General features: G+C 72.6%; 11 protein-coding genes. 8 read left to right on the top strand and 3 right to left on the bottom strand.

Annotated elements, in window-relative coordinates:
- Positions 1 to 2 precede the first annotated feature (2 nt).
- Positions 3 to 1517, bottom strand: a complete 1515-nt coding sequence (hemG, locus tag ACZ4VT_RS15890; RefSeq protein WP_467949987.1) for a protoporphyrinogen oxidase — start codon at positions 1515 to 1517, stop codon at positions 3 to 5.
- A 138-nt stretch (positions 1518 to 1655) separates the two neighbouring features.
- Here hemG and ACZ4VT_RS15885 point away from each other — a divergent pair, with 138 nt between their 5' ends.
- Both ACZ4VT_RS15885 and ACZ4VT_RS15880 read left to right on the top strand, forming a co-directional pair.
- Entirely contained in the window at positions 1656 to 2705 is a 1050-nt protein-coding gene (locus tag ACZ4VT_RS15885; RefSeq protein ID WP_467949986.1) for a DUF4349 domain-containing protein, read from the top strand.
- Positions 2706 to 2766: 61 nt separating this feature from the next.
- Positions 2767 to 4149 (top strand): FAD-dependent oxidoreductase, encoded by a 1383-nt coding sequence (locus ACZ4VT_RS15880; RefSeq protein WP_467949984.1) that lies wholly within the window; start codon positions 2767 to 2769, stop codon positions 4147 to 4149.
- 72 nt (positions 4150 to 4221) lie between these two features.
- On the opposite strand, the gene hemE is transcribed toward ACZ4VT_RS15880, so the two are convergent.
- On the bottom strand, positions 4222 to 5286 hold the full coding sequence (gene hemE, locus ACZ4VT_RS15875) for a uroporphyrinogen decarboxylase (protein ID WP_467949982.1): 1065 nt from the start codon (positions 5284 to 5286) through the stop codon (positions 4222 to 4224).
- Between the two features lie 91 nt (positions 5287 to 5377).
- On the opposite strand from hemE, the gene ACZ4VT_RS15870 reads away from it, so the two are divergent.
- The 3 genes from ACZ4VT_RS15870 (at position 5378) to ACZ4VT_RS15860 (ending at position 8382) form a co-directional block, all read left to right on the top strand.
- Positions 5378 to 6034: a DUF3000 domain-containing protein gene (locus tag ACZ4VT_RS15870; RefSeq protein WP_351585525.1), complete on the top strand. Its 657-nt coding sequence runs from the start codon at positions 5378 to 5380 to the stop codon at positions 6032 to 6034.
- Between the two features lie 251 nt (positions 6035 to 6285).
- On the top strand, positions 6286 to 6948 hold the full coding sequence (locus tag ACZ4VT_RS15865; protein ID WP_007267191.1) for a helix-turn-helix transcriptional regulator: 663 nt from the start codon (positions 6286 to 6288) through the stop codon (positions 6946 to 6948).
- A 150-nt stretch (positions 6949 to 7098) separates the two neighbouring features.
- On the top strand, positions 7099 to 8382 hold the full coding sequence (locus ACZ4VT_RS15860; protein ID WP_467949980.1) for an HRDC domain-containing protein: 1284 nt from the start codon (positions 7099 to 7101) through the stop codon (positions 8380 to 8382).
- Between the two features lie 52 nt (positions 8383 to 8434).
- Here the strand turns inward: ACZ4VT_RS15860 and ACZ4VT_RS15855 are convergent, their stop codons facing one another.
- Positions 8435 to 9607, bottom strand: a complete 1173-nt coding sequence (locus ACZ4VT_RS15855; protein WP_467949978.1) for an alpha/beta hydrolase — start codon at positions 9605 to 9607, stop codon at positions 8435 to 8437.
- A 318-nt stretch (positions 9608 to 9925) separates the two neighbouring features.
- On the opposite strand from ACZ4VT_RS15855, the gene ACZ4VT_RS15850 reads away from it, so the two are divergent.
- The 3 genes from ACZ4VT_RS15850 (at position 9926) to ACZ4VT_RS15840 (ending at position 14410) form a co-directional block, all read left to right on the top strand.
- Positions 9926 to 11152, top strand: coding sequence for a thiolase family protein (locus ACZ4VT_RS15850; RefSeq protein ID WP_030713513.1), 1227 nt, complete (start codon positions 9926 to 9928; stop codon positions 11150 to 11152).
- A complete protein-coding gene (locus tag ACZ4VT_RS15845; RefSeq protein WP_362799574.1) occupies positions 11149 to 13278 on the top strand; it encodes a 3-hydroxyacyl-CoA dehydrogenase NAD-binding domain-containing protein in 2130 nt (709 codons plus the stop codon). Before ACZ4VT_RS15850 ends, ACZ4VT_RS15845 begins: the two co-directional genes overlap by 4 nt.
- Positions 13279 to 13369: 91 nt before the next feature.
- A complete protein-coding gene (locus tag ACZ4VT_RS15840; protein WP_467949975.1) occupies positions 13370 to 14410 on the top strand; it encodes an LCP family protein in 1041 nt (346 codons plus the stop codon).
- The last annotated feature ends 123 nt before the right edge of the window (positions 14411 to 14533 follow it).

The raw sequence follows: 14533 nt of genomic DNA, 5'->3' as shown, positions 1-14533 counted from the left end.
TCCTATTGTCCCGTGCGCTGATCAGTGGTCGGCGCCAGGGGTGCCGTCCGCGCACCGAGGGAGGCGAGGACCGTCTCCGCCGCGCGGCCGGCGCTGCCGATACAGGCCGGGATGCCCACCCCGTCGTAGAGCGCGCCGCACACCGCGAGGCCCGGCAGGGCGGCGACCGCGCCGCGGATCCGGGCGACCCTCTCGAGGTGGCCGACCGGGTACTGGGGCAGCCCGCCGTCCCAGCGGGTGACCGTGGAGGCGACCGGGCGGGCCGCGAGGCCCACGGCCTCGCCGAGGTCGGCGAGGGAGACGTCGACCAGCTCGCCGTCCTCGCGCGCCAGGTCGGCCTCGTCGGCGTACCGGCCCACCGAGGTGCGCAGCAGGAAGAGCTCGGGATCCGCCCCGGCCCAGGCCCACTTGCTGCTGGAGAAGGTGGAGGCCTTGATGGTCCGGCCGTCGACGGGCGGTACGAGGAACCCGCTGGCGCCCCCGCCGGCGACGGCGGCCGGCAGGTCGGAGCGGCGGAAGGCCATGGTGACCAGGGCCATCGAGGCGTACTCGACGCCCCGCAGCTCGGCCGCGGCGGTGGGCGCGAGCCCGTCCAACAGGCGGGCGGCGGGCCCGGCGGGGATGGCCAGGATCACGCCGTCGGCCTCGATCGTCTCGCCGGTCCCGGCGGTCCCGGCCGTCCCGGCTCCGGTCACGATCCGCCAGCCTGCGGCCGTACGCATGACCTCGGTGACGGGGGCGCCGGTGACGATCCGCGCGCCGGCCGCGCGGCAGGCCCCGGCCACGGCGAGCGGGAGCCGTCCGATACCGCCGTCGATGCCGGCGAAGACCGGTCCGGCCTGCTGGGGCTGCGCCGCGGCCCTGCGCTGCAGTTCGCGTACGCCGTCGGACAGCAGGGCGTGCGTGCGGGCGGCCTCGAAGAGCTGGGGCACGGCGGCCCGCATGGAGATGCGGTAGGCGTTGCCCGCGTAGACCCCGCCGAGCAGCGGCTCCACCAGCCGGTCGACGACCTCGTGGCCGAGCCGGGCGGCGACGTACGCGCCGACGGCGACGTCCTCGCCGATCTCGGCGGGCGGCAGGTCGCGTTCGGCGTCGATGCGGGCCAGGCCCTCCGCGGAGAGCACCCCGGAGGCGGCGAGCGGCCCCAGGTCGCCCGGGACCCCCATGACGTGCCCGCGCGGCATCGGCCGCAGGGCGCCGCGGGTCCACAGGTGGGCGGTGGCGGTGGCGGGCGGCTGCACGGCTTCGCCGAGGCCCACGGCCCGGGCGAGGTCCACGCCTTCGGGGCGGCGGGCGAGCATGGATTCGGCCCCGAGGTCGACACGGGCCCCGGCGAGCTCGCCGGCGTACAGCTTGCCGCCGAGGCGCGGTCCGGCCTCCAGCAGCGTGACGCGGGCGCCTTCGGCGAGCAGCCGGTGGGCCGCCGCGAGGCCCGCGATGCCGCCGCCGATGACGACGACGTGGCCGGGGGAGCCCGGCCGGCCCGGCCGATCCGTACGCATGTCCGCTTCGTGCATGGACACATCGTCTCAGACCGATCTCCGAGGCCGGACCGTGACCGCATCGGGACCGGCCCGGGACCGTGCGAGCGAAACCCGCGACGGGACTCTGTACGTCGAAACGGCAACACCAGCCGAACACCGGGGGTTTGCAAGATGCGTGCTCCGCACAGACACCGTTCCGCGGCGGCCCTGGCCGCCCTCTCCCTCGCCGGGGCGCTCGCGCTCACCGGCTGCGGCGCGGACGCCGGGGACAAGACGTCCTCGGCCGACCGGGCGGCGGTCGCGCCGGCGCCCGCCCAGGACGGCAAGGCCCAGGAGGGGGCGAAGGGCGCCGCGGCGGCCCCGGCCGCGTCCGCGGCTCCGGGCGACAAGAACGCCCCGCCGGCGGGCGCGGTCCGCCCGAACGTGATCCGTACGGCGACGCTCGGCATCGAGACGACGGACGCCCAGAAGGCCCTCGCCGCGGCCCGCGCCGCGGCCGACGGGGCCGGCGGCTACGTCGGCAACGAGTCCACCCGGCGCGGCGAGGACGGCCGGATGACCTCGACGGTGACCCTGCGGGTGCCCGGCGAGCGCTACGACGCGGTGCTCGGCGCCATGGAGGGCAGCGGGAAGCTCCTGCACCGCAAGGTCGACGCGCAGGACGTCACCGAGAAGGTCGCCGACATCGGCAGCCGCGTCGCGTCGCAGCAGGCCAGCGTGGCCCGGGTGCGGGAGATGATGGGCAAGGCCACGGCGCTGAGCGAGGTGGTGATGCTGGAGAGCGAGCTGAGCCGGCGCCAGTCCGACCTGGAGTCGCTGCAGGCGCAGCAGACGGCGCTGAAGGACCAGACCTCGATGGGCACCATCACGCTGGAGGTCTCGGAGCCCGCGCCGAAGCCGGCGGCCCCGGAGAAGAAGAAGGAGAAGGAGCCCACCTTCCTCGGCGCCCTGAGCGGCGGCTGGGAGGTCTTCACCAAGATCGTGCGGTACCTGACGGTGGCGGTGGGCGCGCTGCTCCCGTTCGCGCTGACGGCCGCCGTCGTGGCGCTGCTGGTCCGGCTGTACCGCCGGCGGCGCCCGGCCCGCCCGAAGGCGGCCCCGCTCACGCCCCCGGCCCCGCTCACGCCCCCGGCCCCGGCCCCGGCCCCGCATCGGACGGCGGCCCAGGTCCCCGCGCCGCGGACGCCGGCTCCGGACACCGAGGCCGACGTGCAGGACTGAACGCGCGTTCGCCCGTAGCGTGTTCACCATCCGATGTCGGGGTGAAGGGGCGGTACGGACGATGGCGACGGAACGACTGGTGGTGGTCGGCGGTGACGCGGCGGGGATGTCCGCCGCGTCACAGGCCCGCAGGCTCAAGGGCCCGGAGGAGTTGGAGATCGTCGCCTTCGAACGCGGGCACTTCACCTCGTACTCCGCGTGCGGCATCCCGTACTGGATCGGCGGCCGGGTCGCCGAGCGCGACGACCTGATCGCCCGCACCCCCGAGGAACACCGCGCGCGGGGCATCGACCTGCGCACCCGCACGGAGGTCGTGGAGCTGGACCTGCCCGGATCCCGGGTCCGCGCCCGCGATCTGGACACCGGATCCGAATCCTGGACGGGCTACGACAAGCTCGTCCTGGCCACGGGCGCCCGCCCCGTCCGCCCCCGCCTCCCCGGCATCGGCGCGCACGGGGTCCACGGCATCCAGACCCTGGACGACGGCCAGCGCCTGATGCGGTCGCTGGAGCGCACGAGCGGCCGCCGGGCGGTCGTGGTCGGCGCGGGCTACATCGGCGTGGAGATGGCGGAGGCCCTGGTGGAGCGGGGCTACGAGGTGACCGTGCTGCACCGGGGCGCGCAGCCGATGGCCACGCTGGACCCGGACATGGGCGGCCTGGTGCACGGCGCGATGAACCGCATGGGGATCCGTACGGTCTCCGGCGCCGAGGTCACGAAGATCCTCACGGACGAGCAGGGCCGGGCCCGCGCGGTGGCCACGGCCGCGGGTGAGGAGTACGAGGCGGACGTGGTCGTGCTCGGCATCGGCGTGGAGCCCCGTACGGCCCTCGCCCGCGCCGCGGGCCTGCCGCTGGGCCCGTCGGGCGGCATCCTCACGGACCTCTCGATGCGCGTGCGCGGCCACGAGGACATCTGGTCGGGCGGTGACTGCGTGGAGGTTCTGGACCTGGTCGCGGGCCGCACCCGGCACATCCCGCTGGGCACGCACGCCAACAAGCACGGTCAGGTCATCGGCTCGGGCGTGGGCGGCGGCTACGCGACCTTCCCCGGGGTCGTCGGCACCGCGGTCAGCAAGGTCTGCGACCTGGAGATCGCGCGTACGGGACTGCGCGAGCGGGACGCCCTGGAGGCGGGCCTGCGCTTCGTGACGGCCACGATCACCTCCACCACGACGGCGGGCTACTACCCGGGCGCGGCGGAGATGACGGTGAAGATGATGGCGGAGCGCCGCACGGGCCGCCTGCTGGGCGTCCAGATCGTCGGCGGCGCGGGATCCGCGAAGCGCGTGGACATCGCGGCGGTCGCCCTCACGGCCGGCATGACGGTGGACCAGATCGTCACCCTCGACCTGGGCTACGCCCCACCCTTCTCCCCGGTCTGGGACCCCATCCTGGTGGCCGCCCGCAAGGCCGTCGCCGCGGTCCGCTCGGCGGGGGTCTAGCCCGCGTCCGAGTCGGACATGCGAAACGCCGGCCCGTGCCGTGCACGGGCCGGCGTTTCGGTCCTGCTCGGGTCAGACGGCCGTCCTGGTGTGGACGTAGTCCACCAGGCGGGTCAGCGCGTCCGGGTCGGTCGTCGGGAGGACGCCGTGGCCCAGGTTGAAGACGTGGCCCTCCAGGCCGGCCGCGGCCGCGAGGACCTCGTCCGTCTTGGCCTCGACCGCCTCCTGCGTGGAGAAGAGCACCGCCGGGTCGAGGTTGCCCTGGAGCGCCTTGCCGGGGCCCACGCGGCGGACGGCCTCGTCCAGCGAGACCCGGTAGTCGACGCCCATGACGTCAGCGCCGGCCTCGCCCATGAGGCCGAGGAGCTCCCCCGTGCCCACGCCGAAGTGGATCCGCGGGACCCCGTACGAGGCGACGGACTCCAGGACCTTCGCCGAGGCGGGCATCACCGAGCGGCGGTAGTCCGCCGGGGCGAGCGCGCCGACCCAGGAGTCGAAGAGCTGGACGGCGGAGGCGCCGGCCTCGATCTGGACCTTCAGGAAGGCGGAGGTGATCTCCGCGAGGCGGTCCAGCAGGTCGGCCCACAGCTCCGGGTCCCCGTACATGAGGGCCTTGGTGTGCTCGTGGTTCTTCGAGGGGCCGCCCTCGACGAGGTAGCTCGCGAGGGTGAAAGGCGCACCCGCGAATCCGATCAACGGCGTGGCGCCCAGTTCACCCGTGAGCATGCCGATCGCCTCGGTGACGTACGAGACGTCCTCGGGGGTGAGGTCGCGCAGCTGTGCGAGGTCCTCGCGGCGGCGGATCGGCTGGGCGACGACCGGGCCGACGCCCGGCTTGATGTCCAGGTCGACGCCGATGGCCTTCAGCGGGACCACGATGTCCGAGAAGAAGATCGCCGCGTCGACGTGGTGGCGCCGCACCGGCTGCAGGGTGATCTCGGTGACCAGGTCGGGGCGCATGCAGGACTCCAGCATGGCCGTGCCCTCGCGCACCTTGCGGTACTCCGGGAGGGAGCGCCCGGCCTGCCGCATGAACCACACCGGGGTGTGCGGCACCGGCTCGCGCCGGCACGCCTTCAGGAAGGCGGAATCGTACGTCTGACTCGGCGTGCCCTGGGGGCGGTCGTTGGCGCTCACGACCCAAATCTTCGCACGTATGAAGAAGTGCCCGACCCGGCGCGGGTGTCCCTGCGCCGTACGGCCGCACATACCGCCTAGTCTTCCCCGCATGGCTGCGGCTCAGGGACGATTTTCAGATGGCGCTGACGGTATGGACAGCGCGAAGGAGAGCTCCGTCCCGCTCCCGTTCCGCCGGGCGGTCGACGGCTTGAAGAAGGCGCGGCTGCGCCCGGGCATCGAGATCGACCCGACGAAACCGCCCCAGAGACTGGCCCCGCACGCCTACGCCCTGGAAGCCGCGGTGGTGGACGGTGAGGACGACCTCGCCGACGGCCGGCTGATCCTGCTCCATGATCCGGCCGGGCACGACGCCTGGCACGGGACCTTCCGGCTGGTGACGCTCGTACGGGCGGAGCTGGAGCCCGAGATGGCCGCGGACCCGCTCCTCCCCGAGGTGTGCTGGTCCTGGCTGACGGGCGCGCTGGACGCGCGCGGGCTGACGTACGGGGAGGCGAGCGGGACCGTGACCATGGCCGGCTCGCACTACTTCGGCGGGCTCGCGGAGCGGCGCCCGGCCACGCAGATCGAGATCAGAGCCTCGTGGACGCCCCGCGAGGGGGTGGGCGGGGTGCCGGACACCTCGGCGCACCTGTCGGCGTGGTGCGAGCTGCTGTGCCAGATCGCGGGGCTGCCGCCGGTGGGTCCGACGGACACCGTCACGGGGGTCGTCTCCCTGCCACAGCGGCGCGGTCCGCACCACCCGTAGCCGCAGGGCCGTACGGCCGCCTCCGCGGACCACCTCGCGCAGGGGGTGTCGGAAGGCGGCGTCCGATGCGGGCTTCTGATCACCCGATGATCGATCGTGCGTCCGAATTGCCCGAATTGTTACTCACCAAATCGTGATCATTCCCTAAAGCCGGGCGGGTGACGTGCCGAAGGAGTCAGTGACCATCCGTACGGTTCGCACCGGCTTCCTTCCCCGAGCCGGCCGTCCCGCCACTCCCCCAGGAGGCCTAGGTGTCCGTTCTTCTCGAGCAGCCCGCAAGCCTGGTCGCCTACCGCCCGAACAAGCCGACGGCCATGGTCGTCGTGGCCGACCCGCGCGTCCGCTCCACCGTGACCCGCCATCTGTGGGCCCTCGGAGTACGTGACGTGATCGAGGCGTCGTCCATCGCGGAGGCCCGCCCCCGCGTCGGCAGCCCGCGCGACATCTGCGTGGCCGACGTACACCTGCCCGACGGTTCCGGTCTCACCCTGCTCTCCGAGACCCGCGCCGCCGGCTGGCCCAACGGCCTGGCCCTGTCCGCCGCCGATGACATCGGCGCCGTGCGCAACGCCCTCGCGGGCGGAGTGAAGGGCTACGTCGTCACCGGTACGCGGACCAACATCGGGCTCCCCACCCGCCCCGGCGCCGCCCCCATCGGCGCCGCGGCCGCCCGCATGCACCGCCGCCCCCCGGGTGCCCCGAGCCACCCGGGCGGTTACCGCGAGCTCTCCGGCCGCGAGGTCGAGGTCCTGCGCCTCGTCGCGGAGGGCCAGTCCAACAAGGCCATCGGCGTCTCGATGGGCCTGTCCGCCCTGACCGTCAAGTCCCACCTCGCCCGGATCGCCCGCAAGCTGGGCACCGGTGACCGCGCCGGAATGGTCGCCGTCGCGCTGCGCACCGGGATCATCCACTGAGCGCGGGCCCGAGCCCCCGGATACCGTCCCCCGGACCCGGTCCGGGGGAACCTCCCGGGATACCCCCGGAAAACTCCCCGCATACTGCTCGCGCCCGTCGCCGGAACGTTCCGGCGACGGGCGCGTCGTATACACGGATACCCTTGACCGGTGACCGACGCCCAAGAGACCGCAGCAGACCTGCGCACCACCACCGGGGGCGGCCCCCCGGACGACGTCGTTGTTCCGCCCGGTGGGCTGCCGATCCCGTTGCTGGAGCCCCGTGAGGGGATCCCGCCGGTGGTCGCCGACGCGGACGCCCTCGCCGAAGTGGTCGCGGCCTTCGCCGCGGGCACCGGCCCCGTCGCCGTCGACGCCGAGCGAGCCTCCGGATACCGCTACGGCCAGCGCGCCTACCTGGTGCAGCTGCGCCGCGAGGGTGCGGGGTCCGCGCTGATCGACCCGGTGGGCTGCCCCGACCTGTCCTCGCTGGGCGAGGCCCTGTCCGGCACCGAGTGGATCCTGCACGCCGCCACCCAGGACCTGCCTTGCCTGCGGGAAATAGGCATGGTGCCCACCTCCCTCTTCGACACCGAGCTGGCCGGCCGCCTGGCCGGCTTCCCCCGGGTCGGGCTCGGCGCGATGGTCGAGAGCGTGCTCGGCTACGCGCTGGAGAAGGGCCACTCCGCCGTCGACTGGTCCACCCGCCCGCTTCCCGAGCCGTGGCTGCGCTACGCCGCTCTGGACGTGGAGCTGCTGGTGGACCTGCGGGACGCGCTGGAGAAGGAGCTGGACCGGCAGGGCAAGCTGGAGTGGGCCCACCAGGAGTTCGACGCCATCGCCTCCGCCCCGCCCGCGCCGCCCCGCAAGGACCCCTGGCGCCGTACGTCCGGCATGCACAAGGTGCGCCGGCGCCGCCAGATGGCGGTCGTACGGGAGCTGTGGGAGTCCCGGGACCGGATCGCGCAGCGGCGCGACGTGTCGCCCGGCAAGGTGCTGGGCGACGCCGCGATCGTCGAGGCCGCGCTGGCCCTGCCGGCGAACGTGCACACCCTGTCCGTCCTGCCCGGCTACGGGCAGCGGATGGGCCGGCGTCAGCTCGACCAGTGGATGGCCGCCGTGGACCGGGCGAAGGCCCTGCCCGAGAGCGAGCTGCCGCAGCCGGGGGCGACCCCGGCCGGTCCGCCGCCGCCGCGTTCCTGGGTGGACAAGGACCCGGCCGCCGCGGCCCGGCTCTCGGCGGCCCGTGCCGCCGTCTCGGCGCTGGCGGAGGCGCTCAACCTGCCCCAGGAGAACCTGATCACCCCGGACACGGTCCGCCGGCTGTGCTGGGAGCCGCCGCAGCGGCTCGACGCGGACACCGTGGCGCAGGCGCTGGCCGGCTACGGCGCCCGCGCCTGGCAGGTCGAACAGGTGACGCCGGTCCTGGTCCCGGCCCTGGCCGCGACCGCGTAGGAGGACGCCGCTGTGCCCCGGGCCGGGACGCCCGGACCGGGGCACAGCCGGATCAGAGTGGCTGCTCGGTGTAGTCGCCCTCCGTGTCCATGTAGAAGGTCCCCTTCGTGTGGCCGTCGATCTCGGTGTGCTTGAGCCACTTCCGGGACAGGTGGTGGACGTGCTTGACCACCCGCTCCCAGGGGATCTGGTGGCCCGCGCAGGCGACCTCGAAATGCATCTTCTTCGGACCCGGGATGGCCTTGTAGAGCTCGGTGACCGAGAGGAAGGGATTGGTGCCCGGAACGCTGTTCACCGTCTTGTCGTGCTCGCCGACGACGATGAGCACCGGCACCTTGTGACCGAGGATGTTGTCCACCTTGGCGCCGGCCTTGTTCCAGCCCCACCAGAAGGCGTTGCGGAAGCGCAGTACGCCCGAGGGCACGCCGGACAGCGGCGGCCCCCAGTTGCGGCCCACCACGTCACTCTCCATGATCGCCGCCCACACCGTGTCGACCATGCCCTCCTCACGCTGCTCGTCGACGCAGCCGATTTCCTTGTCCCAGGCGTCTTCGAAACCGTCCCGGCCGACGATGTTCATCGGGAAGGTCCACAGGGAGGGCGGAGGGGGCAGCGCGTCCGGCCGGTCCCACTTGGTGCCGGGCTTGCTCGTGGGTCCGTCCGGCCGGAAGACCGGGGCGAGCAGGAACAGGCTGGAGACGTTGTCCGGGTACTGGATGGCGTACGGACCCAGCGCCACCGCGGCGGCGGACCAGCCGAAGAGGGCGACCTTCTCCACACCGCGCTCGGCCTTGATGTATTCGACGACGCTGTGGACCTCGGCCCAGTCGCTCGCGGAGTCGCCGAGGTGCTTGGCGTACGAGGGGGTGCAGGGGGCCGCCAGCGGGTGACCGTCGAGCAGGAGCTTCGCCTGCGGGGCGGCAGCGGTGTTGCACGGCTCGTTCATGACCGCCGGGCGCGGCGAGCGGCCGTGGCCCTGGAGGTCCATGGCGAAGACGTCGAAGCCCGCCTTGGCGAGGAACTGCATCCAGTTGTACTCGCCGGTGCCCAGGTCCGCGCCGGGCAGCACGGGGACGCTGCGACCGTGCAGCATCAGGACGGCCGTGCGTTTGGTGGGATTCTTCGTGCCGTCGCGTTCCCGGACGAAGAGTTTGATCACCTCGCCCTCGTTGACGGGGAGTTTGGAGGCGTGCTTGACCTCGTGGTCGACCGCCTTGATCAGCATGGCGGGGGTCTCCGTTTCAGGTCGGCCGGGTCCGGGGCGGGCGCCCCGTACCCGGCCAGAATCGGCAGGCGCCCGCGCCCGGTGCCATCGACAGGGCCGCCCGGACCGGGTGTCCGACCCGTTCGGGTAGCCCGGGGCGCGCCGATCGGACGGGCGCGCGGAAGGGGCGCGCGCGGGACGTGGAGTGTGACCTTCGCCGCTGTTCGGGGAGGGGGTGTGCACGTCGGTTACCGACAAGTAGCATGGCCGGGTGAGCGGGCGCTCAGCGATGGGCGCCCCCGCGCAGCAGTGCACACCCGCACCTGGAGGAGAGCCAACGTGCCTCGTACCGTCAGGGACGTCGTCTTCGTCGACGGCGTCCGCACCCCGTTCGGCAAGGCGGGCCCGAAGGGCATCTACCACGAGACCCGCGCCGACGACCTCGTCGTGAAGGCGATCCGGGAGCTGCTGCGCCGCAACCCGGACCTGGATCCCAAGAAGATCGACGAGGTCGCCATCGCCGCGACCACGCAGATCGGCGACCAGGGCCTCACGCTGGGCCGTACGGCCGGCATCCTCGCGGGCCTCCCGCAGTCCGTCCCGGGCTACTCCATCGACCGCATGTGCGCCGGCGCGCTGACCGCCGTGACCGCCGTCGCGGGCGGTGTGGCCTTCGGTGCGTACGACGTCGCCCTCGCCGGCGGTGTCGAGCACATGGGCCGCCACCCCATGGGCGAGGGCGTGGACCCGAACCCGCGCTTCGTCTCCGAGAAGCTGGTCGACGAGTCCGCCCTGTTCATGGGCATGACCGCCGAGAACCTGCACGACCGGTACCCGACGATCACCAAGCTCCGCGCCGACGAGTACGCCGTGCGCTCGCAGGAGAAGGCCGCCAAGGCGTACGCCGACGGCAAGATCCAGCAGGACCTGGTCCCGATCTCGGTGCGCAACACCAACGAGGCGGCCGGTGAGACGGGCTGGGGCCTGGTCACCACCGACGAGCCGATGCGCCCGGGCACCACGCTGGAGAACCTGGCCGGCCTGAAGACCCCGTTCCGTACGCACGGCCGGGTCACCGCGGGCAACGCCGCCGGTCTCAACGACGGTGCCACCGCCGCGATCATCGCGTCCGAGGACTTCGCCCGCGAGAACAACCTCCCGGTCAAGATGCGCCTCGTGTCGTACTCCTTCGCCGGTGTCGAGCCGGAGGTCATGGGCTACGGCCCGATCCCGGCCACCGAGAAGGCCCTCGCCCAGGCCGGCCTGTCCATCGAGGACATAGGCCTGTTCGAGATCAACGAGGCGTTCGCCGTGCAGGTGCTCGCCTTCCTGGAGCACTACGGCATCGCCGACGACGACGCCCGCGTGAACCAGTACGGCGGCGCCATCGCCTTCGGTCACCCGCTCGCCTCCTCGGGCGTGCGTCTGATGACGCAGCTGGCCCGTCAGTTCGAGGAGCAGCCGCACGTCCGCTACGGCCTGACCACCATGTGCGTCGGCTTCGGCATGGGCGCCACGGTCATCTGGGAGAACCCGCACTTCACCGCCGAGGGAGACGCCAAGTGAGCACCACCGCCGAGCTCCTGAAGGGTGCGGCCGAGCTGTTCCCGGACGAGGTCGTCACCTCCGCGCACGTCCGCCACCTGGACCTGCCGTTCGGCGCCGGGCGCTTCGCGCTCATCACGCTGGACAACGGTTTCGACCACACCAAGCCGACCACCTTCGGTCCGCAGTCCCTCGCCAACCTGAACGCGGCGATCGACCAGGTCGAGCAGGAGGCCCTCGCGGGCTCCATCGTCGGCGCGGGCATCACCGGCAAGCCGTTCATCTTCGCGGTCGGCGCCGACCTCAAGGGTGTCGAGCTGCTGAAGAAGCACGACGAGGCGCTCGCCATCGGCAAGGGCGGCCACGACGTCTTCAAGCGCCTCTCCGCGCTCGCTGTCCCGACCTTCGCCTACTACAACGGCGCGGCGATGGGCGGCGGCGTCGAGGTCGGCCTGCACTGCACCTACCGCACCGTCTCGAAGGCCATCCCTGCCTTCTCGCTGCCCGAGGTCTTCCTCGGTCTGGTTCCGGGCTGGGGCGGCTGCGCCATCCTGCCGAACCTGATCGGCGCCGACCGCGCGGTCTCGGTGATCATCGAGAACTCGCTCAACCAGAACAAGCAGCTGCGCGGCAAGCAGGTCTTCGACCTGGGCATCGCGGACGCGCTGTTCGAGGGTGCGGACTTCCTGGAGCAGTCCCTCATCTGGACCTCGAAGGTCCTGAAGGGCGAGACCGAGGTCGTACGCGCCGAGATCGACCGCGCCGAGGGCTGGGACGCGGCCGTCGCCCGCGGCCGCGCCATCGCGGACTCCAAGGTGCACGGCGCGGCCCCGGCCGCCTACCGCGCGCTGGAGATCATCGAGGCTGCCAAGTCGGGCGACCTCCAGGCCGGCTTCGACGCCGAGGACACGGCCCTGGCCGACCTCATCATGGGCGGCGAGCTGCGCTCGGGCATCTACGCCTTCAACCTCGTCCAGAAGCGCGCCAAGCGCCCGGCCGGGGCCCCGGACAAGTCCCTGGCCCGTCCGGTCACCAAGGTCGGCGTCGTCGGCGCGGGCCTGATGGCCTCGCAGCTGGCGCTGCTCTTCCTGCGCCGCCTGGAGGTGCCGGTGGTCCTCACCGACATCGACCAGGAGCGTGTGGACAAGGGTGTGGGCTACGTCCACGCCGAGATCCAGAAGCTGCTCGGCAAGGGCCGCATCAACCAGGACAAGGCCAACCGCCTGACCGCCCTGGTGACCGGTGTGCTCGACAAGGCCGAGGGCTTCGCGGACGCGGACTTCATCATCGAGGCCGTGTTCGAGGAGATGTCCGTCAAGCAGAAGGTGTTCGCGGAGGTCGAGGCGGTCGCCCCGGCGCACGCGATCCTCGCCACCAACACCTCCTCGCTGTCGGTGTCGGAGATGGCCTCGAAGCTCCGGCACCCGGAGCGCGTGGTCGGCTTCCACTTCTTCAACCCCGTCGCGATCCTCCCGCTGCTGGAGATCGTCCGCGGTGAGCAGACCGACGACGCCTCGCTGGCCACGGCCTTCGGTGTCGCCAAGAAGCTGAAGAAGACCGCGGTCCTCACCAAGGACGCCCCGGCGTTCGTCGTGAACCGCATCCTGACCCGCTTCATGGGCGAGATCCAGAACGTCATCGACGAGGGCACCCCGGTCGTCACGGCGGAGAAGGCCATCGAGCCGCTCGGCCTGCCGATGTCCCCGCTGGTGCTCCTGGAGCTCGTGGGCCCGGCGATCGGTCTGCACGTCTCCGAGACCCTGAACCGCGCCTTCCCGGAGCGCTTCACCGTCTCCCCGAACCTGGCGGCCGTGGTCAAGGCCGGCAAGCGCGGCTTCTACGTCTACGATTCCGGCAAGCCGGAGCTGGACCCCGAGGTCGCCGCCCTCCTGGTGCAGGGCGACTCCGTCCTGACCGAGGAGCAGGTCCGCGACCGCGTCCTGGACGCGGTGGCGCAGGAGATCGGCCTGATGCTGGAGGAGGGTGTCGTGGCCGAGGCCCAGGACATCGACCTGTGCCTCATCACCGGTGCCGGCTGGCCCTTCCACCTGGGCGGCATCACGCCGTACCTGGACCGTGAAGGCGTCTCGGAGCGCGTGAACGGCAAGAAGTTCCTCGCTCCCGGCCTGGCGAGCGTCCCGGCCTAGTCCGGGTCGCGGACGGGCATTCCACGGCCTGGCCCGCCCCCTTCGGGGGGCGGGCTTCGGCCGTTCGAATATCTGTCTAAGATTCACCCCCATGACGGAAACGCACGCGCGGCCCAGGCGCCGCCGACGCCGCATTCTGCGGATCACCCTGCTGCTGGTCGCCGTGCTGATCCTCGGCGCGGCCGGGGCCGGCTGGTGGACGTACAGCCATCTCAACGGCAACATCGACAGCGTCGACCTGGATCAGGCGATCGGGGACAACCGCCCCCCGAAGGTGGTCGCGAACGCGCAGAACATCCTGGTGCTCGGCTCCGATTCGCGCGCCGGCGCCAACGCCGACCTCGACCACGGCGACGTCAGCGGAGCCCGCTCGGACACCGCGATGCTGGTGCACATACCCGAGGGCCGGGCCAAGGCGACCGCGGTGAGCATCCCCCGCGACACCCTCATCACCCGGCCCGAGTGCAAGGACGGCAAGGGCAAGACCCTGCCGTCCGCCAAGCGGGTCATGTTCAACTCCGTCTACTCGCTCGCCGGTCCGGCCTGCGTGGTCAACACCGTGGAGCAGCTGTCCGGGGTGCGCGTGGACCACTTCGTCGAGGTGGACTTCGCCGGCTTCAAGGGCCTGGTGGACGCGCTGGGCGGGGTCAGCGTCACCCTCGACAAGCCGATGAGCGGGGCCAAGGGCGGCCTGAAGCTGGACGCGGGCACGCACCGGCTGAACGGCACCGACTCGCTCAAGTTCGTCCGTACCCGCTACGGCTACGGCGACGGCAGCGACCTCGGGCGCATAGGCCTGCAGCAGCAGTTCATGCTGGCGATGCTGTCGGAGATCAAGAAGCAGGACGCCCTCGGCAACCCGGCCCGGCTGTACAAGCTCGCGGACGCCGGGACCAAGTCGCTGACCACCGACTCCGACCTCGCCTCGCTCACCGCGCTGTCCGACTTCGCGCAGAGCATGAAGGGCGTGAACCCGGACACGATGGAGACGATCATGCTGCCGGTCGCCTACGACAAGGTGGACCCGAACCGCGTGGTCGTGGCCGAGCCGCAGGCCACCCAGCTGTGGGACGCCCTGCGCAAGGACGAGAAGGTCCCCGCCTCGGCGAAGGACTCCCCCGCCAAGGGCTGAGCCGCCTGCCGCACCGCACGCACGACGCAGCGGGGGGGGGGGGGGGGGGGGGGGGGGGGGGGGGGGGGGGGGGGGGGGGGGGGGGGGGGGGGGGGGGGGGGGGGGGGGGGGGGGTGGAGGGGA

It is taken from the genome of Streptomyces sp. NPDC029164 (genome assembly GCF_055563995.1).
This window is presented reverse-complemented; position numbering and strand designations above follow the sequence as displayed.

What these genes read in the sequence shown, in the direction of transcription:
- ACZ4VT_RS15840 (WP_467949975.1), top strand. Translation starts at nt 13,370, where the DNA reads ATGACGGAAACGCACGCGCGGCCCAGGCGCCGCCGACGCCGCATTCTG.
- ACZ4VT_RS15870 (WP_351585525.1), top strand. Translation starts at nt 5,378, where the DNA reads ATGGCTGCGGCTCAGGGACGATTTTCAGATGGCGCTGACGGTATGGAC.
- hemG (WP_467949987.1), bottom strand. Translation starts at nt 1,517, where the DNA reads ATGCACGAAGCGGACATGCGTACGGATCGGCCGGGCCGGCCGGGCTCC.
- ACZ4VT_RS15880 (WP_467949984.1), top strand. Translation starts at nt 2,767, where the DNA reads ATGGCGACGGAACGACTGGTGGTGGTCGGCGGTGACGCGGCGGGGATG.
- ACZ4VT_RS15885 (WP_467949986.1), top strand. Translation starts at nt 1,656, where the DNA reads ATGCGTGCTCCGCACAGACACCGTTCCGCGGCGGCCCTGGCCGCCCTC.
- ACZ4VT_RS15855 (WP_467949978.1), bottom strand. Translation starts at nt 9,607, where the DNA reads ATGCTGATCAAGGCGGTCGACCACGAGGTCAAGCACGCCTCCAAACTC.